General features: G+C 41.1%; 26 protein-coding genes and 1 pseudogene. 2 read left to right on the top strand and 25 right to left on the bottom strand.

All coding sequences use genetic code 11. The features are described from left to right. Positions 1-190: 190 nt before the first annotated feature. From ACHOLT_RS10915 to ACHOLT_RS10855, 13 genes and pseudogenes are all read right to left on the bottom strand, one after another. Positions 191-946 carry an energy-coupling factor transporter transmembrane component T gene (locus ACHOLT_RS10915; protein WP_425800532.1) on the bottom strand — a complete coding sequence of 252 codons (756 nt, stop codon included), beginning with the start codon at positions 944-946 and terminating at the stop codon, positions 191-193. Between the two features lie 23 nt (positions 947-969). Then, the gene (locus ACHOLT_RS10910; protein WP_425800530.1) at positions 970-1,494 is read right to left on the bottom strand and encodes a Gx transporter family protein; all 525 of its coding nucleotides are present in this window, start codon (positions 1,492-1,494) and stop codon (positions 970-972) included. 11 nt (positions 1,495-1,505) lie between these two features. Then, positions 1,506-1,901: a NusG domain II-containing protein gene (locus tag ACHOLT_RS10905; RefSeq protein ID WP_425800529.1), complete on the bottom strand. Its 396-nt coding sequence runs from the start codon at positions 1,899-1,901 to the stop codon at positions 1,506-1,508. Further along, positions 1,873-2,919 carry an FAD:protein FMN transferase gene (locus ACHOLT_RS10900; RefSeq protein ID WP_425800527.1) on the bottom strand — a complete coding sequence of 349 codons (1,047 nt, stop codon included), beginning with the start codon at positions 2,917-2,919 and terminating at the stop codon, positions 1,873-1,875. Before ACHOLT_RS10900 ends, ACHOLT_RS10905 begins: the two co-directional genes overlap by 29 nt. 64 nt (positions 2,920-2,983) lie before the next feature. Beyond that, positions 2,984-3,817: an RnfABCDGE type electron transport complex subunit B gene (gene rnfB, locus ACHOLT_RS10895; RefSeq protein WP_425800525.1), complete on the bottom strand. Its 834-nt coding sequence runs from the start codon at positions 3,815-3,817 to the stop codon at positions 2,984-2,986. A gap of 20 nt (positions 3,818-3,837) precedes the next feature. Beyond that, a complete protein-coding gene (locus ACHOLT_RS10890; RefSeq protein WP_425800523.1) occupies positions 3,838-4,416 on the bottom strand; it encodes an electron transport complex protein RnfA in 579 nt (192 codons plus the stop codon). Continuing rightward, on the bottom strand, positions 4,413-5,039 hold the full coding sequence (gene rsxE / locus ACHOLT_RS10885) for an electron transport complex subunit RsxE (RefSeq protein WP_425800521.1): 627 nt from the start codon (positions 5,037-5,039) through the stop codon (positions 4,413-4,415). The genes ACHOLT_RS10890 and rsxE overlap by 4 nt, the downstream gene beginning before the upstream one ends. Position 5,040: 1 nt before the next feature. Further along, entirely contained in the window at positions 5,041-5,607 is a 567-nt protein-coding gene (locus ACHOLT_RS10880; protein ID WP_425800519.1) for an FMN-binding protein, read from the bottom strand. An 8-nt stretch (positions 5,608-5,615) separates the two neighbouring features. Beyond that, entirely contained in the window at positions 5,616-6,605 is a 990-nt protein-coding gene (locus ACHOLT_RS10875) for an RnfABCDGE type electron transport complex subunit D (protein ID WP_425800517.1), read from the bottom strand. Then, a pseudogene (gene rsxC, locus ACHOLT_RS10870) lies at positions 6,606-7,918 on the bottom strand (electron transport complex subunit RsxC). A gap of 29 nt (positions 7,919-7,947) precedes the next feature. Then, a complete protein-coding gene (locus tag ACHOLT_RS10865) occupies positions 7,948-8,355 on the bottom strand; it encodes a SoxR reducing system RseC family protein (RefSeq protein WP_425800515.1) in 408 nt (135 codons plus the stop codon). 240 nt (positions 8,356-8,595) lie between these two features. Beyond that, positions 8,596-9,054 carry a chemotaxis protein CheX gene (locus ACHOLT_RS10860; protein WP_425800513.1) on the bottom strand — a complete coding sequence of 153 codons (459 nt, stop codon included), beginning with the start codon at positions 9,052-9,054 and terminating at the stop codon, positions 8,596-8,598. Next, entirely contained in the window at positions 9,054-9,470 is a 417-nt protein-coding gene (locus ACHOLT_RS10855) for a bacteriohemerythrin (protein WP_425800511.1), read from the bottom strand. Before ACHOLT_RS10855 ends, ACHOLT_RS10860 begins: the two co-directional genes overlap by 1 nt. 403 nt (positions 9,471-9,873) lie before the next feature. Between ACHOLT_RS10855 and ACHOLT_RS10850 the strand changes: the two genes are divergently transcribed. Together ACHOLT_RS10850 and ACHOLT_RS10845 are read left to right on the top strand one after the other, a co-directional pair. Further along, positions 9,874-10,431 (top strand): HD-GYP domain-containing protein, encoded by a 558-nt coding sequence (locus ACHOLT_RS10850; RefSeq protein WP_425800509.1) that lies wholly within the window; start codon positions 9,874-9,876, stop codon positions 10,429-10,431. A gap of 19 nt (positions 10,432-10,450) precedes the next feature. After that, positions 10,451-12,166 (top strand): methyl-accepting chemotaxis protein, encoded by a 1,716-nt coding sequence (locus ACHOLT_RS10845; RefSeq protein ID WP_425800507.1) that lies wholly within the window; start codon positions 10,451-10,453, stop codon positions 12,164-12,166. Positions 12,167-12,174: 8 nt separating this feature from the next. On the opposite strand, the gene ACHOLT_RS10840 is transcribed toward ACHOLT_RS10845, so the two are convergent. The 12 genes from ACHOLT_RS10840 to nrfD all read right to left on the bottom strand — a co-directional run bounded on the left by ACHOLT_RS10840 (position 12,175) and on the right by nrfD (position 20,857). Then, positions 12,175-12,546 (bottom strand): bactofilin family protein, encoded by a 372-nt coding sequence (locus ACHOLT_RS10840; RefSeq protein ID WP_425800505.1) that lies wholly within the window; start codon positions 12,544-12,546, stop codon positions 12,175-12,177. 3 nt (positions 12,547-12,549) lie between these two features. Further along, entirely contained in the window at positions 12,550-13,428 is an 879-nt protein-coding gene (locus tag ACHOLT_RS10835) for a M23 family metallopeptidase (RefSeq protein WP_425800503.1), read from the bottom strand. Positions 13,429-13,547: 119 nt separating this feature from the next. Beyond that, positions 13,548-13,823 (bottom strand): hypothetical protein, encoded by a 276-nt coding sequence (locus ACHOLT_RS10830; RefSeq protein ID WP_425800501.1) that lies wholly within the window; start codon positions 13,821-13,823, stop codon positions 13,548-13,550. A 108-nt stretch (positions 13,824-13,931) separates the two neighbouring features. After that, positions 13,932-15,584, bottom strand: coding sequence for an FAD-dependent oxidoreductase (locus ACHOLT_RS10825; protein WP_425800499.1), 1,653 nt, complete (start codon positions 15,582-15,584; stop codon positions 13,932-13,934). Between the two features lie 121 nt (positions 15,585-15,705). Then, complete coding sequence (locus tag ACHOLT_RS10820) at positions 15,706-16,326, bottom strand: redox-sensing transcriptional repressor Rex (RefSeq protein ID WP_425800497.1); 621 nt, start codon at positions 16,324-16,326, stop codon at positions 15,706-15,708. A 183-nt stretch (positions 16,327-16,509) separates the two neighbouring features. After that, positions 16,510-16,686 (bottom strand): hypothetical protein, encoded by a 177-nt coding sequence (locus ACHOLT_RS10815; protein WP_425800495.1) that lies wholly within the window; start codon positions 16,684-16,686, stop codon positions 16,510-16,512. Positions 16,687-16,786: 100 nt separating this feature from the next. Further along, positions 16,787-17,047 carry a hypothetical protein gene (locus tag ACHOLT_RS10810; protein WP_425800493.1) on the bottom strand — a complete coding sequence of 87 codons (261 nt, stop codon included), beginning with the start codon at positions 17,045-17,047 and terminating at the stop codon, positions 16,787-16,789. A gap of 153 nt (positions 17,048-17,200) precedes the next feature. Then, entirely contained in the window at positions 17,201-18,040 is an 840-nt protein-coding gene (locus ACHOLT_RS10805) for an IS3 family transposase (protein ID WP_425800491.1), read from the bottom strand. Next, positions 18,037-18,378, bottom strand: coding sequence for a transposase (locus ACHOLT_RS10800; protein WP_425800489.1), 342 nt, complete (start codon positions 18,376-18,378; stop codon positions 18,037-18,039). The genes ACHOLT_RS10805 and ACHOLT_RS10800 overlap by 4 nt, the downstream gene beginning before the upstream one ends. A gap of 205 nt (positions 18,379-18,583) precedes the next feature. After that, positions 18,584-19,009, bottom strand: coding sequence for a universal stress protein (locus tag ACHOLT_RS10795; RefSeq protein ID WP_425800487.1), 426 nt, complete (start codon positions 19,007-19,009; stop codon positions 18,584-18,586). Positions 19,010-19,027: 18 nt separating this feature from the next. Then, a complete protein-coding gene (locus ACHOLT_RS10790) occupies positions 19,028-19,582 on the bottom strand; it encodes an HPP family protein (RefSeq protein WP_425800485.1) in 555 nt (184 codons plus the stop codon). Between the two features lie 3 nt (positions 19,583-19,585). Then, positions 19,586-20,857 carry an NrfD/PsrC family molybdoenzyme membrane anchor subunit gene (gene nrfD / locus ACHOLT_RS10785; protein WP_425800483.1) on the bottom strand — a complete coding sequence of 424 codons (1,272 nt, stop codon included), beginning with the start codon at positions 20,855-20,857 and terminating at the stop codon, positions 19,586-19,588. Positions 20,858-20,893: the final 36 nt, after the last annotated feature.

Genomic DNA, 20,893 nt, shown 5'->3' with positions numbered 1-20,893 from the left:
TCCGGTGACCCAAATTCCCATCGAAAACAATTTTAGCATAAAGTTGCAGGTTGTCAACAAAAAAATAGAATTTCCCGCATTTCCTAAAAGGATACGGGAAGAGTATAAAAAAATCTCCGCTTTCGCTCGTATTCCTCAGGATTCCTCTTCTATTCATCCTATTTTATGACCGTTTGACATAAAAGTTACCCTACTTTTCTAAAAAGAAAAGTAAAAGAATGAAACTCAAAATTCCCAGGCTTTCGTTTTTTGAAAAGCGCATTTTATAGACATACGCATTAATCTTTATCATTTCAACCTGCTTTTGAACAGCATCCGTTTTCTGCAAGGAATTTGCGATGAACGAAACAAGAATGTTAGCTAAACTGCTGATTTTTACTTTAAATCCTATATGCTGACTTTTAAAAATTTGTCGAACCTCTTCTAGTATATCCATTTTAAACCGGCTTATTGATTCTGTCAGTTCATTCATTATACACATCATCATATTTAAATATTTTAATATAGGAATACCTATTGCATTCAAAGGAGATAAAACTGTCTTGAGCATGATCAGAATTTCTTCAAAAGGGGTCGTAAAAAAATACAGGCTGCCGATATACCAGATAAAAAATACTTTGCCCAATCTTATCAAGGTTTCTGTAACCCGCAAATGATTTATGGATGTCGTATAGGGTATAAACATGCCCGCCAGTAAAGATAAAAGCAAACCCAAAAAATACGGTAAAATAAAAATAACTCCGTAGGAAATCAGGTTTTTCAGGATAAACCGGAGATCACTTCTTAAGAGTATGGTAACAGCCAGTAAATATAAAGAAAAAATTATAAAATCAAGATGTCCTTGGCAAAAGGCAGAGGCCGCCATGAGAAGAACGGCAAGAATGCCTTTTATGCCAACATCCAACTCTACATTTTTCGATTTTATATCCATTGAATTTTCGAGCATGACAAGTTCACTTCCTTGATCAGCTAAGAATCGTTCACTTCAGAAAAGATCTCTCTTCTTTTAACTTCACGAACGGTCAATTCACTAATACTTCCGGTAATTAAACCCGTAATGATTGATGAAATGAGAAGAATAGGAAGGTAATACATAATGACAATTTCTTTGAGGATCAATGAGGCAACCGTCAGCTGAGCTAAGTTGTGTGCCATCGCACCCGCAATACTAATTCCTTTAATGCTTAAAAAGCGAGACAGCTTTTTATAAAGTACAGCCATAACTAAGGCGCTTAAAATACCTCCAGCCAAACTGAAGGGCAGCATGGTTATTCCCTTGCTGAGAACAGCCACGACGAGGCATTTTAGAATGACGATAAGCAGGACAGCCTTGAAGTCGAGAAAAGCAATGGCAATGACCGTGATAATATTACCCAGGCCAAGCTTGACTCCCGGGATTGGAATCGGAACCGGAATGACAAGTTCCAATAAGGATATTAAGATGGCATTACAGATGAGAATGATGATAACAGCATCTCTTTTTTTCTTATTCATTTCTCTCCTGATCAGTACGCAATACTGTCAACCTTCTTATTTTCACCGACGATAGTTATGACAACCTTTGCGGGCATACATACGGATTTATCTCCAGGTTTGTTTAACCATCCCGTTTTGACACAAATTTTATCCGGGCAATCCGATTCCGAAAACCGGATTCGTCCCTTTTCTGCCACAATAACCTGTCTAATTCCTTCATAATTAAATGTCAATGTCTCAGGATTTTTAACGCTGCTCAGATTAATTTGTTGAATTACCTGGCCGTTATGCTTAATAACCGCCGTGAGTTGTTGATTGGTGCTTAGACGTGCTCCAAACGTATTCCAGCCTAAGAAAAGAACAGCAAGGACACCTATACCGAAAATTAAGAGCAGATCACCCTTTTTGAACAACCGTATATTCATGAGTTTCATCCTCTAATTGAAAATTCCCTTGCAGTCCCGGGGTGACATAGATCTTTTTATCATTCGTTATAAAAATAGCATCTGCCTTACCATAACGCTGGACAAGCTCCATCCCCTTGTCTAAACCTAAAACAAAAGCTTTTGAAAGCGCATCAGCATCCGTTGAAGACGAAGTAACAACCGTCACGCTCATTAGCCCTGAATCCGCGGGATAACCCGTATGCGGATCAAGAATATGGCAATAGCGTTTCCCGTCCTGGGTGAAATAGCGCTGATAATCACCTGACGTGACAACGGCTTTATCGGCAACATGAACAACACCCACAATCGTTCCGTTCTGGGCCCGCGGATTTTGAATACCGACACTCCATGGAGTTCCGTCCGGTTTGTTTCCCAGGACAACCACATTCCCGCCTAAATTGGCGAAAGCTGAAGTCACTCCGTTTTTCTTATAGATTTCAAGCGCAGCATCACCGGCATAGCCTTTGGCAATTCCTCCGAGATCCACCATTTCACCCGTTTTAAGCAAACGAACCTGATTTGCAGCTTCATCAATTTCAACATCTCGATAATTTACCAAAGGAAGAAGCCGTTTAATCGTCTCAGGTGCAGGAACCTGCGCATGCTCTGTTCCTATTCCCCAGGCTTTAACAAGCGGGGCTACTGTTATATCCAAGGCAGCCCCGCTGCTTAAGTCTGAAATCTTACGTGCACTTTTCAAAATACTAATGGTTTCCGAGTTTAATTCTACGTACCCTTTACCTGCGTTATCATTGAGCTTGTTAACATCTCCGCCGGGTTGACTGATCGTTAGCAAAGCATCTAAATCCTTAATTTTCTGAGAAACCTCGGCTGAAGCTTTTTGTGCCTGGCCCCCATACACCTTCTGATCAATAATGGTTCCCATCGCAAAATCCTCAGTTTGAACGGGCTCATTTTGACTGATCCCGCAAGCTGTCGTAAAGAGGAGTACGGTAATAACGCTTATAATAAGAAGAATGTTCCTCAGGTTTTTCATAAAATCCTCCTTACTATAGGATGCGATGCAATACTTGGATTATACCATTAATTCAGGCAGGCTTTTAAACGGCTTTCAATTTTAAAGCAACGACTGTACAGGCTTGGATTGCCTTCGTCGGGCATTTTCCCAAACAAACCTGCTCTGAGCATTTTTCCATACATACATAGGGATCGACAACCGCCAGATTATTTTCCATTTGAATGGCCTCATACGCACATTGTTTTTTACATAAGCCGCATCCGATACAGGCTGTAGAGCAATACTTCCGTGCAACCGCTCCTTTATCGTGTGAATTACAGGAAACTGCAACATGAGCATCCACAGGGATCATCTTGATAACGGCTTTCGGACATACTGCTTCACAACTGCCGCAGCCCGTGCATTTTGCTTTGTCCACAACGGGCAGCCCCTGTTCATTCAGAGTAAGGGCATCAAACTTGCATTGCTTGACACATGTTCCTAAACCGATACATCCATATTCACACTCTTTAGGACCTGACTGCAGCAAATTAGCTGCAATACAGTCCTGAACCCCGGTATAGATAAATTTCTTTCCGGAAGTACTGATCGGATTGGTGCATTTCACATGAGCCACTCTTGCCTCGACTTCTGCCGCAACTTTTCCCGTCAACTCAGCCACTTTATCCGCGACGGCTTTTTTACCGGGGATACAGAGGTTTACCGGAACATCATCATTTAAGACAACAGCCTCAGCGTAAGCCTGGCATCCCGCATAGCCGCAGGATCCGCATTGCCCTTTGGGCAAAACATCCTCAACTTTATGAATCAAAGGATTCATTTCCATCGCGAGTTTTTTGTTGGCAAAGGCGAGAACGAGTCCGAAGAATAACCCAACTAAGCCCATTACTGCGATAATGTTAATTACTGTATTCATGCGTTTATCCCTACCCTTCCCTATTTAATCATTCCGGAAAAACCGAAAAATGAGAGGGACAGACAGCCTGCAAGGATAAATGCAATTCCCAATCCTTCCAGTGATTTCGGTACATCCGCCAGTCTTAATTTTTCCCTTAAGCTTGCCATCAGGATAATGGCAACAGCAAAACCAACACCCGATCCAACAGCGTTAACCAAGCTTTTTAAAAAGGAGAAATTGGATTCAACGTTGATCAAGGGGACTCCAAGAACAACACAGTTCGTAGCGATGAGGAGCAAGTAAATTCCCCACATCTTGTATAAAGCAGGAGCATATTTCTTGATCACCATTTCCAGCAGCTGAACAAAGCTGGCAATCAAAAGGACAAAAACAATCGTTGTTAAAAACGTGACGTTAAGCGGAACCAATATAAAATGGTAAACCATCCAAGCGAACATCGAACTTAACGTAATAACAGAAGTCACCGCCATCCCCATCCCGATAGAGGCATTCAGATTCTTGGATACCCCGAAAAAAATACACAGACCGAGGAAACGGGTTAATACAAAGTTATTAACAATAACCGCGCCGATAAAGAGGAGTAAATATTCGTTCATACGGTCTCACCCCTTGCTTTTTGACGTTTTTCCAAATGCTCATTCAAGATTTTAAAGCTTGCGACCAGATAGCCAATAAAAATAAACGCACCCGGGGGCAGAATCATAATCAATGCCGGTTGATAAGCCTGGCCAAGTACATTGATTCCCAGAATACTGCCATTGCCGATCAACTCTCTTATGGTACCGACGATGACCATGGATAAAGTAAAACCCATGCCCATGCCAAACCCATCCACGAACGACGGAACCGGTGAATTCTTAGACGCAAAGACTTCAGCTCTTGCAAGAATAATTGCAAATACAACGATAAGTTGAAGATAAATTCCTAAATCTTTATAAAGCAGCGGCAAAAATGCCTTTAATAATAATTCAACAACCGTGACAATCGTAGCAATCGACGTGATATAAATCGGCACACGCACCTTAGCATTAACCCACTTCCGTGTGATGGAGACAACTAAATTGTTCATCGACATAACAAAGGTTACGGAAAGCCCCATAGTTAAAGCGTTGATAACAGACGTAGTTACCGCAAGAGCTGGACAAAGGCTTAAAGCTAAGACAAAGATTGGATTTTCCAGAACCAGTCCTTTGGAAAATATTTTCCAGAGCTCCTTCATCTCAATTTCCTCCTTTCGCAAATTTGCTGACTTCATCGACCGCATTCTTCACAGCTAAGGTTACCGCTTTGGAGGATATTGTTGCACCGCTGATCGCCTGAATATCTTCTTTGTCACTCGGATCCTTCGTTACTTTCAGGTTATCAACCGTCTTACCGGCAAACTGATCGGAAAAGGCCGGCTTCGAGGCCTTATCCCCTAATCCCGGGGTTTCACTGGCACTCAGAATTGTGTATTTAATGACCTTATTATCCGGCCCAACAGCGACCAACATCTTGATCGTACCGCCATATCCTTTACTTTCCGAAGGAACGACATAAGCAATGACCTTTCCTCCCTGGGAGGCCGTGTACCAGTCTGTCTTTCCATCAATCGGCGTATATTTATCTGCTTCCGCAACTAAGCTCTTCAGCGAAAGATTCCGCAACTCGATTTCTTTTTGATTGGCAATATCAATCGTTAGAAAATAAATAACCGCAATGATAATTCCCGAGATCACACATGCTCCGGCAAGGTTTAACGCAATTTTTAAGACACTGTTATTTTTAGCGGCATTCTCTGCATTCATGGGTCAGATCACTTCCTTCCATATCGAACAGGTTGAATGAAACGATCAATCAAAGGGGTTACACTGTTCATGAGGAGGATGGAATAGCACACTCCTTCAGGGTATCCTCCGACAAGCCGGATCAGAACCGTAATCAAGCCGCAGCCTGCCGCAAAGATAACCTTTCCTTTGCGGGTAATTGGAGTTGTGACCATGTCTGTAGCCATGAAAAAGGCCCCAATCATCAGACCGCCTGCCATAATATGAAAAAGAGGATCTCCTGTAAATAATCCGTGGGGTCCAAAAATCCAAGTGAGCACAGCTACTGTACCAATCATCGATACAGGAACAACCCAGTCCACATATTTTTTATAAATAAGGACAAGACCGCCGATAAGCAGCAAGAGAACCGATGTCTCGCCAATGCTGCCATTTCTCAAGCCGAAAAATAACGACTTATACATTTGTTGCTGGCTTCCGAAGAGGTGAATTAATTCATCATACCCTTGTTGTTTTAAAATATTAAGCGGTGTAGCACTGGTAAACGTATCCACCTTCGTCGAAACATTCGTCCAGGTGGTCATCAGAACAGGCCACGAAGCCATTAATGCAGCCCTGCCGATATGCGCGGGATTAAAAATATTAAAGCCTAATCCGCCCATCGAATGCTTGGCCACAACGATCGCAATGAACGAACCGACAATCGGCACAAAAAGCGGAACTGCCGGCGGTAAAGTCATTGCCATCAGGAGACCGCATAAGAAGGCACTGCCGTCTTTAATCGTAATGGGTTTACGCAAAACTTTTTGGGCAACAGCTTCAAAGACAACAGCGGAAATACTTCCTGTGGTTAAAGTTTGCAGGGCTGGAATTCCGAAATGATAAATGGCAAAGATAACTGCCGGTATAAGGGCAAGGACAACCGTCCACATAATTTTGGGAATCGAGGTATTGTCAAACATGTGCGGTGAGGAGGATACAATCATTTTATTGGGTTGTACCTGAATTTCAGTGCTCATTTATTTCCCTCCCTTTTGCGCAGAAAGAGCCGACATTTTCTTAGCATACCGAATATAATGAACAATCTTTCGTTTAGCCGGACAGATAAAACTGCAGCAGCCGCATTCCATGCAATCAAGCAAATGATATTCGCTAATCGCTTCGTCAACTAACCCTCTTTCGCCAAGAATACTCAGCATGCTTGGGTTCAAACCCATCGGGCAGCCTTCAAGGCATCGGCCGCAGCGAATACACGGAGATTCCGGTCCATCATTGATTTCTTCTTCAGTAAAAGCCAGAATACCATTCGTTCCTTTAATGATCGGGACTTCAGTGGTATACTGCGTCATTCCCATAAAAGGGCCGCCCATAATCAATTTTTCAGGAGCACTCTTTAAACCACCGCACTGTTCGATTGCTGCGGCGAAAGGAGTTCCAATCCGAAGCCTTAAGTTTTTGGGTTCTTGAATGGCACTCCCACTCACGGTAACAATTCTTTCAATCAGAGGGATACCGTTTCTAACCGCATCACAGATTGCCATCGCTGTGCCGACATTCTGAACGACTACACCGACACTCATGGGGAGTTTACCGGAAGGAACTTCACGATTGAGGAGGGTTTTAATCAACATTTTTTCCGATCCATGAGGATATCGTGTGGGAACAGCAACGACTTCAAGTTTCGCTCTGCTGCCGCCTCTTTCATCGCTTGAACGGCATTCATTTTGTTGTCCTCGATACCGACGATCACCCGATCGACGCCAAGGATTTTTTGGATCATTAAAATCCCCGTAATGATGCGCTCTGACTCTTCGAGCATAATCCTGTGGTCAGCGGTTAAAAACGGCTCACATTCTGCTGCATTGATAATCAAAGTATCTATCGGATTATCTTTGGGCGGATTGAGTTTAATATGCACAGGGAACGTTGCTCCGCCAAGTCCTACAATACCCGCATTTTTAATGATCTCAAGCATTTCTTCTTTACTGAGTTTTTCCCACTGGCGTTCTTTCAGAAGCCCTTCTTCCCACTCATCTAACCCGTCGTTTTCGATGATAATGGCTAAACATTTTCCCAAGGATGGATGGGGTTGGTCAGAAACATCAACAACTGTTCCCGAAATTGTGGCATGAACATTACTGGATACTGGTCCGCTGGCCGAGGCAATAAGTTGTCCCTTCTTAACCTGGTCGCCCTTTTTAACAATAGGTACGCATGGCGCACCAATGTGCTGGCGAATAGGAAGAATGACTTTACCCGGCAATTCATGGCTTTCAATGGCTTTCCCTTCCGTTGGTGCTTTGTGGGTATTCGGATGAATGCCCCACTTCATTTTGCCAAACATCTGAGCCCCTCCTTTGGTTACTTAATGGTCTTTATAATCATCGGTTTTTCAGATTGGAGCGATAGATCTAAGCGTTTAATGATCACAATCGCCGCCAAACCGAAGATTACCCCGCCAAGGGTCATCGATAACGTTGGGGAAACTGTAATTAAGGAAGTCATGTAATACCCGACTGCTATTCCCAGTCCAACTGCAAGCAAGGGGAAAATATAAACTAAAAAGGCAGCTAAAAGCATATTCGTTTCTTTGCTCTGGATTAAAACGCGCTGCCCTGCTTTACTTCCGATTGTATCGACAGCCTCAAGGATTATGGCATTGTCGCCCGGACAAGCCCCGCAATTGCTGCATTCACTATGGCGGCTGATTTTTACCGTCGCTATTTCCTGATTAACTTCTAAAACAACACCTTCAATCAATTTTTCCATGCTCTTATTCTCCTTTTTTTGAGAAATAAGTTTATATTTATTGAATATTCTTATACTTTGTTCTTATTTTCACTTTCACTACCTCTATATTTTACTTATCCTCTCTTCCATTGGCAAGTATAATTATTCATTAATATGAATTCCTTTATTTGTAAAAGGACATCAAATCTACTCAGTAAAAATTGATGTCCTAAATAATTTAATTATATAATCTTGCCTACTTATTAACTAACCTTTAACTTAACCCTTTAACGCAAGATTGATTGTGAATTCTCCGATTTTTGTTTGGAGCGTAATTACAATTGATTCTTTATTCGCTAAAGAAATGGAACGGTTTTCACCTAGAATCACTTGCGGCGGCGCAATGTCACACTTTTGATTCATTTTTGCTAAATAACTTACAGCATTCCCGCTGATGATATTTCCAACTTCCCCTAGTGCGGAAGTAACAAAAATATCAATCTCCTGCATATTCATTCCGGATAACAAATTAACCAATTCTAAAGCGGTCTCTTTGGGGAAGCTGTACGTCACCGAACCTAAAACATCACCAATAATTGAAATTAAAACGTTTAATTCCTTACCGACATATAACTCTTCCGTTTTTTTAATTTCCCGACTCTCTATTTCTATATTAAACATTTGTTTACAAACATCATAAGTCGCTTGCAAAAAGGGATTGATAAGCTCTGGGTTCATTATTGTGCCCCTCTCTGACGAGCGTATTCCCCGATTTTTTGATCTTCCTTAGAAACATGATAAATCAACCAAGCCAGAAGCTTACCTGCAAACTCCTGCGCAATCTCTTCGCTATAATTAGCCTCAGCCATTTTTTGAGCATATTTAAATACGTCGGCTTTAAATTCTTCATGAAGGATATGATGTTCTTCATAAGCCGGGTAGTTAATCTTTTGTTGGTAAACTTCTTCATCTGAAAAATGTTCAACAACATAACTTTCCATGAACGTCAACGTTTCTTTGACGCGTGCAATTTTTTCAGTCCACTGACCTTCAGCCTTAATCGCCTGTAAAAAATTAGTTACGCGTTGAAAGAGCTCTTGATGCTGGGCGTCGATCAAGTCTACGCTCGTCCGGAAGCTTTCTTTCCACAACATTATTTTCCCTCCCATGTTATAACCGTTACGATAAAATATCTATTCGACATTAGGCTAAGAAGTCTTCCCTCTCCTAAGTGCTTCCTGATTTGCTTTCTTATTGAATATTTAGTCTTAAATGTTAAGCTTTTTAGAACATTTCAGCAATCCTTCAGGTTTTTTTAAACCAATTTTCAGGATATCCTCAGGAGATATTTATTTATTGTTGATAATATAAAATCAGCAAAAAAATAATGAAGGAGGAATCAAAAAAATTGATCAATAGATATCAGAAAATATATAAATACTCGCTCAATTTTTAATTATGTTACTTCATTTTAATTCATTGAAAACACTTTTGATTAGTTCTATACTTATTTAATTATGTCGTTTTAGGAAACTTTGTAGAAGAGCAGGTCGAATTATGGGCAAATCAATAGAAGGAACGTCTCTAAATGTAAAAACACTACATATAAAAGATGAGGATTTAAAACAACATTCATATCGGGTCAATGAATTATGTCAGGAAATGGGTCTAGCCTTAGGCTTATCCAATCAACAAATCACTGATCTAAAAAATGTTGCCCTTCTTCATGATATCGGAAAGTTTAAACTTGACCCAAAAATCCTGAATAAGCCTGGAAAGCTTACCGCCGGAGAATGGCGGGAAATTAAACGTCACCCCGGGCTTGGCTATCAAATGCTCTGCAATTTAAATATGAAAAGTATTGCCGAAAATGTTTTAGCTCATCATGAGCGATGGGATGGGCACGGCTATCCGAGAGGATTAAAAGGAGATCAAATTCCTCTTTTCGCTCGCATTAATGCCATCGTTGACGCTTATGACGCGATGACGAACGATCGCAGCTACCGCAAGGCCTTACCCAAAATAGAAGCTATCAAAGAACTAAAAAAGAACGCAGGAACGCAATTTGATCCCCAATTAGTCGAACTATTTCTTGAAAAGGTTATAATGCAATAAAATTAGGAGTGAATTTATCATGAAATCGTTTAAACATTGGAAGATACGCACTAAAATTTTGTCTATCGTTGTACTTATGTCGATTTTCACAGGGCTTGTTGGCTTTGTCGGCTACATTTCGACGACATCAGTTACCGCCCAGCTGGATTCAATGTATTCCAATTCTTTAATGTCTGTTAGCTATATCAATGATGCCAAAGTTCAATCCCGAACGGGAGAATCTACATTCTTTCTCTACCTCTTGGCCCAAGATAATACCACACGAAAAAAGCTTCAATCCGAAATTCAAACAAGCTCTGACAGCTTTGCCAAAAGCTACGGTTCTTACGTTAAATTAGCCTCAGACTCTTATGAAAAAGAAAGATTAACAAAGCTTGATCAAGAAGTCAGCGCTTATAAAATCGAACGGCAAAAATCTATGGATCTTATCGATCAAGGTAAATTTAATGAAGCATATCTCAATTTTACAAACAAGGCTCAATCCCAATTGGACTCGATCAATACAACCTTGGATGAGCTTTCTAATTATAGTGACCAACAAGCAGCAACGACAAAAGAGAGAAATGATATAGCTAATACAATAGTTAAAAAAATCGTTGTATTTTTGCCCATTATCGCAACCCTTTTAGGACTGCTTCTTGGTTATATCATCACAACAATAATCTCCAATTCCCTTAAAAAAGTCCTAGCAGGCGTAGAACAAGTTACCAATGGTGATTTGACTGCCCCTGACATAAAAATCAGCAATCACGATGAGACACATCAACTCGCAGCTAGTTTTAACACGATGAAAGACCATTTACATACACTTGTAAAGCACGTTTCTCAGTCCGCTGAACAAGTCACCGCTTCTTCAGACGAATTAAGTGCAATCACCGAAGAAAATACACAAGCAGCAAATGAAATTGCCGCTGCAATTGAAAAAGTGGCACAAGCAACAGAAAAAGAATCCAGTGCCATTGATGAAACTTCCTCTGCCATCGCCCAAATCTCGGCAAGCACACAGGAAGCCGCAGCAAGCACCAGCGAAATTACCGACTCCATGACGAAGACCATAGAAACGACCCAAGCCGGAAAAGAAGCGCTGGTCCGTGTCATTCAGCAAATGAACAATATTAGTGACGGAACAAATAACGTTCACCAGAGTATCACTGAACTCTCTGCGAGTTCTGAACAAATCAGCAATATTAGTGAATTAATCACTGGAATCGCAGAGCAGACAAACTTACTTGCTTTGAATGCAGCGATCGAGGCAGCCCGGGCCGGAGAACATGGAAGAGGATTTGCTGTAGTTGCGGATGAAGTCCGCAAGCTTGCAGAACAATCTCGTGAAGCAACTCAACAGATTTCCTCTTTAATTCACCAAAACAACAGCAATATTGGCACCGTTGTAACGGCTGTGCAAGATGAAGTTAAAAATGTTAACGAAGGTATTGAAGTTGTTAATGAAGCTGAACAATCCTTTAATGAAATTTCCAGACTCATCGAAACTGTTACCGCACAAATGCAAGAAATCTCAGCGACCATTCAGCAAATCGCCGGCGGCAGTCAACAAATATTAACCTCGGCTGAACGAATCGATAATATAAGCAGGGAAACATCCTCCCACGCCCAAACCGTTTCTGCCGGCGTTGAGGAACAAACAGCTTCTATGGAGCAAATTGCCACGTCTGCTCAAAGCCTAGCCGCAATGGCTTCAGAACTTCAAAATGTAATAAGCAAGTTTACAATATAAGTTTTCACTCAGCTGCTTTCCGATTCCTCCATAAGTCGACTCGTTCCGACAAACTTAGCCCCTTGATCAATTTTTAGCTGATGGGTACAAATATCTCCATATAATCGAGCACTTGAACTCAGTTCAAGTTTTTCCTTTGCCGTGATATCGCCGCGGACTTCCCCTGCAATATTTACGGTAGCCGCCAGTATATTTGCCTTCACAACTGCACTCGGTCCAACTACTAAGTCTCCTGTTACCTCTACAGTTCCATCAAATTGACCGTCAATTCGAGCATTCCCTTTGATCATAATCTTTCCTGAAAAGTCGCATTCGGCAGCAATATAGGTCATTTCCGGTGCTCCCGCTTGAAATGGAGTCGACGTATCTTTTCCCCACATGTTTTATTGCTCCTTTGTAAAGTTTGTGAAGGTTAAAGGATCGATTGATTTTCCCTGATCAAGGGCTCCATAATGAAGATGTGCGCCCGTACTGCGTCCGGAATTTCCGCTGTACGCAATGATATCGCCTTTTTGTACAGTATCTCCGGCATTAACATTTAAGCGCGAGTTATGCCCGTAAAAAGTGACTATTCCGTTTCCATGATCAATTTCTACTTTACGGCCATAGACAGAATCCCATCCCGCAAAGGTGACCGTTCCTGCAGCTGTCGCATGGACTGGAGTCCCATAGTTGACCGCAATATCAACTCCGTTATGAAACTCATCGGTCCGCTTTCCGAAGGGATTTTGACGATAACCGAAAGAAGAGGCGATTTCCCCTTCAACCGGCAGAATGCTTGGGGTGTGATTAATCTGATCCTTTTTTTCGATAGCCAAATTATAATATTGTTTTAAAAGAGTGAGTTGATTTGTTAATGAAACCGCTTCGTCTGAACGTGTGGCTAGTACCGATGGCGGGGTACTTCCCCGGCTTGTTTGCGTCGCCGAAGGATCGACTTTTAATATGGAAGCTAGTTTCAGCTCAAGTTCATGAATTGAAGCGAGTTCTTGGGTCGCTTTCAAAGATTCCGACTGAAGGCGTTCAATTTCCTGATCTTTTTCCTGATTAGCAAGCTTCATCTGTTCGGCGGCCTTAAAATCTGCCTCTTGTATCCACAGAGTATGAGATAAATAGATATTATATGAAAATAAGAAAATAATAAGGACCCCTAGGGTTGCAAGTCCAGAAATCAGTATTCGTTTACCTTTAAGAGAAATTTGAATTTGACGGGCAAGTGCATTATTAGGTGGAATGAGCAAGAGAGTATATTTACTTTTCACTGAATTCCTCCTCACAAAAGAAAGACCCAAGAAGTTAAACTTTTGAGTCTTACATTAAAGTCTATGAATTTTGAGATATAACCCCTTAAAAGAAATATATGTCGATTATATCATATAAATCATAATTCGTATTTCTTTAATAGAATAAAAATATTCGTGTTCGTCATCTTGTTCGCGAGAAGTTGTTTAAACTTTACTGAATGTGTTTTCCCTTCTAATCTAAGTTCTTCTAATTGCTTAGAGATTTGATTTTGCTCAGCTATTAAATCATCATAAAAGCTTTCAAACTTTGCTAGTTTAATAATAGCATCTCCTGAGTAACCATTTGTTTCAAGCTTAACATTAGATTCATCGACGATATACAAATCATTGATGTTATTGGTAAGTCGACTCACCTTAATCACCCCTCAATTATAAGCTAAAAGCAAGTATCAAACTTAAAATTAGCTTTTTACAGAAAAAAATAGCCTCTCTAACGAAAGGCTAAAAACATTTCAATATAATTAACCGAAAACTGCTGGATAATAGGTCAGCCAGCCGCCGCTCAAATTCTTAACTCGCTCAAAACCATTCTGCTTCAATATTCTATACGCTAAGTATCCTCGCAGCCCAATTTCACAATATACAACGATATCCTTATCCTGAGGAATTTCCTCTAAGCGATTACGCAGCTCGTCAATTGGGATATGCAAGGACTCAGGAATAAATTTTCCTTTTCGTTCCTCAAGCGTTCGTACATCGATTACGGTAATATCTTTTTTGTTGAGTTTTTGGAGTTGATGCCAATGGATGATTTCCATATCTCCTCTTATAATATTTCCTGCGACATAGCCGGCCATGTTTACTGGATCTTTAGCTGATGAAAATGGCGGAGCATAAGCCAATTCTAATTCTTGCAAGTCGAAAACCGTACTTCCCCTCCGAATAGCTCCAGCAATATCATCGATCCGTTTATCAACACCCTTGGAACCGACGATTTGTGCGCCCAGAATTCGGCCATTTTCTTTATCGAAAATAAGCTTGGTCGAGATTCGTTGGCTTCCCGGATAATAAGAAGCATTAGAAGCCGAATGAGTATATGATACTTCATAAGAAATCCCGAGCTTTTTAAGCATTTTCTCATTCGCACCCGTTGAAGCCGCGGCCATGTCAAATATTTTAGCAATTGAAGTTCCTTGGGTACCGTTATATCGGCCGCCCCTGCCGGCAATAACATCGGCTGCGATACGCCCTTGTTTATTGGCCGGTCCGGCTAGAGGCAAAAGAGAGGGTTGACCCGTAACATAATTCTTAACTTCGATAGCATCCCCGACTGCGTAAATATGTTCAACAGAGGTTTGCAGGTAATCATTTACTTTTATTCCTCCCAAATCCCCAATCGCCAGTCCAGCTTCCTTAGCTAATTTAATATCCGGTCTTACGCCGATGGCCAGAATCGTAAGATCTGTTTCAATCTCCTCTCCGCTTTGCAGGGTAATAATCGTTTTGTTTTCTTTTTTGGCGAAGGCTTTTACCCCATCTTCCAGGTTAAGTTCGACTCCTTTATTGTAAATATGGTCATGAAGGATAGCCGCCATCTCATAGTCAAGGGGAGCCATAACCTGATTGCTCATTTCAACAATCGTTGTCTCTATTCCTCTGGCATTAAGGTTTTCAGCCATTTCTAAGCCGATAAATCCACCGCCGACAACCACTGCCGATTGGGGCTGCGCTATATCAACATAGCGCTTTATCTGATCAATATCAGCAACATTGCGTACAACGTGCACTTCGACATCATCGATGCCCGGGATCGGTGGTCGGATTGGAGCTGCTCCTGGCGAAAGGATTAGGTCATCATACGTTTCTTTATAAATTCTCCCATTTTCATCTTGGACTTCTATCGCTTTTTCCTCGGGAAAAATACGTGTAACTTCGCTGTTGATACGAACATCAATGTTAAACCGCTTTTTCATTCCTTGAGGCGTTTGAACCAAAAGTTGTTCACGCTCGGAAATGACTCCGCTGACATAATACGGCAAACCGCAGTTAGCATAAGAAATATGTTCTCCTCGTTCAAATATTATAATTTCCATCTTTTCATCCAAACGGCGTAACCTGGCTGCTGCACTGGCTCCTCCCGCAACTCCGCCCACAATAAGTACTTTTTTGCTCATCCCGATCTTCTCCTTTAATACTAACTATTGCAATCACTAAGCTATGTCCACTTTACAAAAAACTACTTTGAGTATATTTACATGCAAAGGTTTATACTAAATTTAAACCAGTTTCATAACATTAGGAAGCATTATACGCTAACAATTCCATATTACCTGCTAAATCTACATTTCGCAATTTTATTTCGGGTGGAACATTGATGACTACCGGAGCAAAGTTTAAAATAGCCTGAATCCCCCCTTGAACTAACATGTCGGCTATTTCCTGAGCAAAGTCTGACGGAACAGAGATTATTCCTATTTGAACTTTGTTTTGTTTCACCACTTCAATTAGCCTTGACACCGGAAGAACTTCCACATCATTTATCAAAGTCCCGATCTTACTTAAATCATTATCAAAAATATTTTTGATAATAAAACCACGTTCCCGGAAACCTTTATAACTGCTAAGCGCTAAGCCTAAGTTACCTAATCCAACGAGGGCGACATCCCAATCTGCATCTAAAGAGAGTATTTTTAATATATTCTGCTGCAAATCCTGAAGATTATAGCCGACTCCTTTCGTTCCAAAATCCCCAAAGAAGGCCAAATCTTTACGGACTTGAGCAGGGTTGACCCCTACCCCTTTCGCAATATCATTGGACGATAGCGTAATAATACCCTTCCGCACTAATTCAGTGAAATAACGTGAATAAACCGAAAGCCGGATGATCGTTGCTTCAGGAATTTTTAACTTTTTCACAAGATCTCCTCTCTTCAATAAGTCTATGCTTAATTGGCATATGCTATTTTTTTAATTTGATTATACCCTATTTATGGCATATGTCAATAATTGATAATTTGTCCCAAAAATCAGGGGCTGTCGCAAAACCTATGGTCTTGTAGCTTCGCGCATATCCGTTTACTCTGGTACTCCGGGACTGGTTCACTTCGCCTTCGTAGCAGCTCCGCCAAACCTCTGGGCAATACCTGATGTGAACCCCTGGCTGCGCTGCGCTACGAAAGCTTTGTTCACCTGCACGTCCCTCCGCGAATCGTTCACTTCTATGCGCGAAACTACGCTTTCGGGTCTTTTGCAATAGTTCATAATTATTGCGCGCACGAAAAAGGGGCTGTTTTTCAATAGCCCCTTTATTCAACGAATGTTCTTTCCCTTTAGGCTTATAATAAATATCCGACAAGTTCCATAAAACCTTACTGTTTTATCCACCAGGCAGTATTCTTAATTTATATATACTGCACTGCGTATGTATCTCTACACTGTTTAGTGTTCTTATCACTTTAGTAATTGTGCTAAGGTTAGTCACTTTAGAGACCCCATTTTCATAGTAAAGGAATTTCCCTTTAGCCCCAACTTCGATGTCTTGAACCCATACTATTCTCCCCCATCTGTGAAGAGATGAGGGTACTTCAGGTAAAACTCTATCATAAACTTCCTCAATTATGGCTACATCGTTGTTCACTTTTCTTCCCTCCTTGAAGAAAAATTAGAGAAATGCAGCTCATGAGATATTATAACCTGTTATCTTATTCTACAGTTTCTTGGAAATTACCTTTAGATTAACGACAAAAGCCGTCCCACTGAAGTGACCCCAAAAAGTTAGACGAGTATTTTATTAAGCAGCCAAGAGGGTTTGCTGTCTGTGTAAAGCAGGCGGCAAACCCTTTAGCTTTACTTTGATACGGCGATTATTGTAGTAATCGAGATAGTCGATGAGTTCATTTTTAAAATGGTCCATCGATTCAAATTTCTGTAGATACAGAAGTTCACTTTTAAGTAGGCCAAAGAAGTTTTCTATCACGGCATTATCCAGACAGTTGCCCTTTCGGCTCATGCTTTGCCGAATGCCCTTCACTTCCAACATTCGCTGATACACCTTATGTTGGTACTGCCAGCCCTGATCCGAGTGGAGAATAAGGTTTGTGCTGTCCGGAATTGCTGAAAACGCTTTGCCCAGCATGCTCGTTACCATGGACAAAACCGGCCTATCCGAAATGGTGTAACTGACGATATCTCTGCTGCACAAATCTAGAATTGGGGACAGATAGAGTTTCTGACCAAACAGGCTGAACTCTGTGACATCAGTAACCCATTTCAAGTTTGGCTTCTCCGCCTCAAAGTCACGTTCCAGAAGATTCGGCGCTACCTTGCCCACTTCACCCTTATAAGAGTGATATTTCTTCATCCTAACATGGCAGGTAATGCCCAGTGCTTTCATCAGACGCTGAACGGTCTTGTGATTGACGATATTACCGCGATTGCGCAGTTCCATGGTAATTCTCCGATAACCAAATCTACCTTTGTTTTCAGTATAAATCGAGGTTATTTGTTCTTTAACTTCGGTGTATTTATCCGAAACTGATAGTTGCTTAAGATTGTAATAATACGTAGCGCGCGGAAGCTTGGCTACGACGAGGAGTACATCGAGCTTATGTTTCTGCCTCAGTTCCGTCACGACTTGTGTCTTTTCTCTCGCTGTACCCTCTCGGAAACCAAGGCATTCAATTTTTTTAGGTAATCGTTCTCCGCCCGCAGACGTTGGACTTCAGCAATTAAGTCTTCCTCAACTTTTTTGCCGAGCTTCACAGGTCTTCCTGCGCTTTTGCGACCCCGGCGGTCTATATAAAGCCCCTCAACGCCTTCCGTCAAATAAATTCGCTCCCATTTTCTTATGGGTTCATGGTTTGGTAGATCGTATTTCTTAGCCGTTTCACGATAACTTAGCCTATTTGTTTGCATATCTTCTATTACTTTTTGTTTAAATTCTCCCGAAAATGGAGTTCCTTTTGGCATGAAAACACCCCCAAAGTTATTTTAGTATATCATACTGTCTAACTTTGGGGGTGCAGTTCACACTTTGGACGGCTTTGTCGTTTTTGTCTTTCTCATGTAGTTTATATCTATCTAGTCACTATCTGTATTCTAACATAACCATGTTAATAAATTTTTATTTTTATATGATTTCTTTGTTAAGATTTTATAAACTCAAGCAGAGTTCTTATTTTACAAGAAGTACTGGCTGTTTCGTTTTCGCTAGAACCTTCTGACTTACGCTTCCCATGAGTGATCCGGTTAGGGCACCGTATCCATGACACCCCATGATAATCAGATCAATATCTTTGTTAGCAATCTCGTCTAAGATTACGGATGAAGGATGCCCGGCAGCCTTTATGATCGTTAACTTCACTCCTTCTATTTCCATATCCTTACACGTAGCCGTTAATACCGTTTCACCACTAAGATTAACCTGCTCCTGAACCACAGCTGTATCCTTAGAAAGAACATAACCTAAAGCTTCTGGTGTCACTGCTACATGAAGCAAAATCACTTCAGAAACGAACTGTCTGCTCATTTTCAACGCAATCACAAACGCCCTGCGAGAATACTCAGATCCATCGGTAGGAACAAGAATTTTTTTAAACATAGGTACACCCCGTTTATTTTAATACCAATATCGTGGGTAATTTCGATTAGGTGAAAGGTTATTCACAAGTACACCGATTAAAATCAAGATTAAGCTACCCGCTAATATTGGGGTAAAAATGTAGCTTGGCTCTGCAGCGCTTAGAATAGCCAATAATGCCGTAGCCCCACCAGGAGGATGAGTAGTTTTTGTTAACACCATGCCTAAAATAGCGGTCGAAGTTCCTATAGCCACTGACCACCAACTCATGCCCCATAACTGATAGGTCATTACCCCTATGGCAGCTGATATCGTATGGCCTAAAATTACATTACGAGGTTGTGACAGCGGCGCATCAGAGACCCAAAAGACAAGTACCACCGATGCGCCTAATGGTGCAGCTAATATTGGAATTTTATAAACCAATAGTAATAGGCTAAGAATTGAAATCCCAATCAATGAACCGAGCAGTGAAATAAAAATATCCAATGGAGCGGGTGAAACTAACGGTGTCATTCTTTTTTTCCCTTTGAATTTGGAGAAATATTTTAAGAGAATAGCTTTAATGCGAATTTTAGAAACCGACTGTAACAAAAATCAATTCTCCTTTTTTAAATTCTTGGGTAAGAAAGGATACATTTTTAGGAAGAACGATACCACAAATAAAACAACCCCAAAAGGAAGCAACGCAAGAGCCATTTCAACAAAAGTGGGAACATAAGGCCAAGAACTGACAAATGATGATACACCCTCTTGATATTGTCCTACAGCAACGGGATACGTCCAATTCTCAATTCCTGTGCCATTGATATTTATGCTTAAAGGAATCGCGTTAAAGGCCGGAAACATGAGCATCATCCGATGGGCAAAAACGCCGATGAAAAGGAGTACCGATCCAAAAACAAAGGATTTCCGGGAACTTTTACCTTTCTGTGTAAAGAAATAAATCATCGTAAAACCTGGTAAGAAGATTTCGGTCGCATATACCAAACCATAACGTCCAAAAACAAGTGAGAAAATTTCATGAGTCTCAGCTTTTCCCCACCAACCATGGGTTACTAAATCTACGGCAGCAAAGAAAAAGTGAATAACCAAGGCCCCGGCGACAATACTTGCTAAGATTTTGAAAGCTTCATGATATTCGGAAAACCTATCCTTGCCGGCAAAAAGAAGGGCAATCAAGAGAACTAAGGCTGTTCCCGAAGCAACGGCAACAGAGACAAAGTCAGGCGGAAGAATTGCCGTATTCCACCAGCCTCGCGAGGCTTGAGTGGCAAATATCAAAGCAGTAACTGTATGAATTAGAACGGCAATCGGGAGACCGATGATCGAGACGCGCTTGGACCATTTCTTTGAAAACTTCTGAATTTCCTCTAATGAATGCTTCTTTGTCCATCCATTCAAAAAGCCCCGTTCTTCTTTCTTCCAATCCGGAAGAAGTTGGACATAAACGCTTAAGAATGTCACGATGAGATACGAACTGATGACGATAACGTCCCAAACAAGCGGTGACCGAAAATTAGGATAAAGAAACATATTAAATATTCGATCAACCCGTCCCATATCCGGCAAAATCATTGCTCCTGCCCCAAGTGAGCAGGCGAAGGCTGATAATGAGGCGATCTTAGTCAAGGGCTTTAACTTTTCTAAATTAAACAAATAGACAGAGGAGGAGACAATGAGTCCTCCTGCTGCAATTCCAACAAAAAATGCAAAGGTTGCAATATAAAGTCCCCAACTAAAGGGATTTCTCATATTCGTTACAATAAGGCCTTGTTTAAGTTGAAAGCCCCAAGCGCTTAGGCTTATTATGAGGAAGACAATGCCTAGCGCAAGCACACCATTGAGTCGTTTATTGTTTATTGCCATTTCTAACACCTCTCATTAAATTCAACGGATCATACC

Origin of the sequence: Desulfitobacterium nosdiversum (genome assembly GCF_049860565.1) — a bacterium.
Lineage (GTDB): Bacteria > Bacillota > Desulfitobacteriia > Desulfitobacteriales > Desulfitobacteriaceae > Desulfitobacterium_A > Desulfitobacterium_A nosdiversum.
The sequence above is the reverse complement of the archived record's forward strand: the minus strand, read 5'-3'. Positions and strand labels throughout refer to the sequence as shown.

Excerpts from the sequence above, each read along its gene's own strand:
- ACHOLT_RS10915 (WP_425800532.1), bottom strand. The coding sequence starts at position 946 with ATGCTCGAAAATTCAATGGATATAAAATCGAAAAATGTAGAGTTGGAT.
- ACHOLT_RS10910 (WP_425800530.1), bottom strand. The coding sequence starts at position 1,494 with ATGAATAAGAAAAAAAGAGATGCTGTTATCATCATTCTCATCTGTAAT.
- ACHOLT_RS10905 (WP_425800529.1), bottom strand. The coding sequence starts at position 1,901 with ATGAATATACGGTTGTTCAAAAAGGGTGATCTGCTCTTAATTTTCGGT.
- ACHOLT_RS10900 (WP_425800527.1), bottom strand. The coding sequence starts at position 2,919 with ATGAAAAACCTGAGGAACATTCTTCTTATTATAAGCGTTATTACCGTA.
- rnfB (WP_425800525.1), bottom strand. The coding sequence starts at position 3,817 with ATGAATACAGTAATTAACATTATCGCAGTAATGGGCTTAGTTGGGTTA.
- ACHOLT_RS10890 (WP_425800523.1), bottom strand. The coding sequence starts at position 4,416 with ATGAACGAATATTTACTCCTCTTTATCGGCGCGGTTATTGTTAATAAC.
- rsxE (WP_425800521.1), bottom strand. The coding sequence starts at position 5,039 with ATGAAGGAGCTCTGGAAAATATTTTCCAAAGGACTGGTTCTGGAAAAT.
- ACHOLT_RS10880 (WP_425800519.1), bottom strand. The coding sequence starts at position 5,607 with ATGAATGCAGAGAATGCCGCTAAAAATAACAGTGTCTTAAAAATTGCG.
- ACHOLT_RS10875 (WP_425800517.1), bottom strand. The coding sequence starts at position 6,605 with ATGAGCACTGAAATTCAGGTACAACCCAATAAAATGATTGTATCCTCC.
- ACHOLT_RS10865 (WP_425800515.1), bottom strand. The coding sequence starts at position 8,355 with ATGGAAAAATTGATTGAAGGTGTTGTTTTAGAAGTTAATCAGGAAATA.
- ACHOLT_RS10860 (WP_425800513.1), bottom strand. The coding sequence starts at position 9,054 with ATGAACCCAGAGCTTATCAATCCCTTTTTGCAAGCGACTTATGATGTT.
- ACHOLT_RS10855 (WP_425800511.1), bottom strand. The coding sequence starts at position 9,470 with ATGTTGTGGAAAGAAAGCTTCCGGACGAGCGTAGACTTGATCGACGCC.
- ACHOLT_RS10850 (WP_425800509.1), top strand. The coding sequence starts at position 9,874 with ATGGGCAAATCAATAGAAGGAACGTCTCTAAATGTAAAAACACTACAT.
- ACHOLT_RS10845 (WP_425800507.1), top strand. The coding sequence starts at position 10,451 with ATGAAATCGTTTAAACATTGGAAGATACGCACTAAAATTTTGTCTATC.
- ACHOLT_RS10840 (WP_425800505.1), bottom strand. The coding sequence starts at position 12,546 with ATGTGGGGAAAAGATACGTCGACTCCATTTCAAGCGGGAGCACCGGAA.
- ACHOLT_RS10825 (WP_425800499.1), bottom strand. The coding sequence starts at position 15,584 with ATGAGCAAAAAAGTACTTATTGTGGGCGGAGTTGCGGGAGGAGCCAGT.
- ACHOLT_RS10800 (WP_425800489.1), bottom strand. The coding sequence starts at position 18,378 with ATGCCAAAAGGAACTCCATTTTCGGGAGAATTTAAACAAAAAGTAATA.
- ACHOLT_RS10795 (WP_425800487.1), bottom strand. The coding sequence starts at position 19,009 with ATGTTTAAAAAAATTCTTGTTCCTACCGATGGATCTGAGTATTCTCGC.
- nrfD (WP_425800483.1), bottom strand. The coding sequence starts at position 20,857 with ATGGCAATAAACAATAAACGACTCAATGGTGTGCTTGCGCTAGGCATT.